The sequence below is a fragment of the Mesorhizobium sp. M7A.F.Ca.CA.004.04.2.1 genome (assembly GCF_004022825.1).
GTDB lineage: Bacteria > Pseudomonadota > Alphaproteobacteria > Rhizobiales > Rhizobiaceae > Mesorhizobium.
This window is the reverse complement of the sequence record NZ_RZPH01001677.1, coordinates 1-609: the sequence shown is the minus strand read 5'-3', so window position 1 is coordinate 609 and position 609 is coordinate 1. Positions and strand designations below refer to the sequence as shown.

The 609-nt window shown below is 64.4% G+C and carries 1 protein-coding gene; it reads left to right on the top strand.

The window, feature by feature from the left end; all coding sequences use genetic code 11:
• A partial coding sequence (locus EN893_RS36930; RefSeq protein ID WP_128362307.1) for a biotin carboxylase N-terminal domain-containing protein occupies positions 1-609 on the top strand: 609 nt, incomplete at both ends.

Genomic DNA, 609 nt, shown 5'->3' with positions numbered 1-609 from the left:
GCCGACGAGAGCGTCTGCATCGGTCCGCCGCCATCGCGCGACAGCTATCTCAACATCCATCAGATCGTTGCGGCCTGCGAAATCACCGGCGCCGACGCCGTGCATCCGGGCTACGGCTTCCTGTCGGAGAACGCCAAATTCGCCGACATACTGGCCGCGCACAACATCACCTTCATCGGTCCGTCCGGCGACCATATCCGCATCATGGGCGACAAGATCGAGGCCAAGCGAACCGCCAAGCGCCTCGGCATTCCGGTTGTGCCCGGTTCGGACGGCGCCGTCACCGACCAGAAGGAAGCCAGGCGCATTGCCGCCGAGATCGGCTATCCCGTGATCATCAAGGCATCGGCCGGTGGTGGCGGTCGCGGTATGAAGGTCGCCCTCACCGAGGCTGACCTGGAGATCGCCCTGCAGACGGCGAGCACGGAAGCCGGTGCGGCGTTCGGCGACGATGCCGTTTATATCGAAAAATACCTGGAAAAGCCGCGCCATATCGAAGTCCAGGTGTTCGGTGACGGCTTTGGCCGCGGCGTGCATTTCGGTGAGCGCGACTGTTCCTTGCAGCGCCGCCACCAGAAGGTCTGGGAAGAGGCGCCCTCGCCCGCCCTC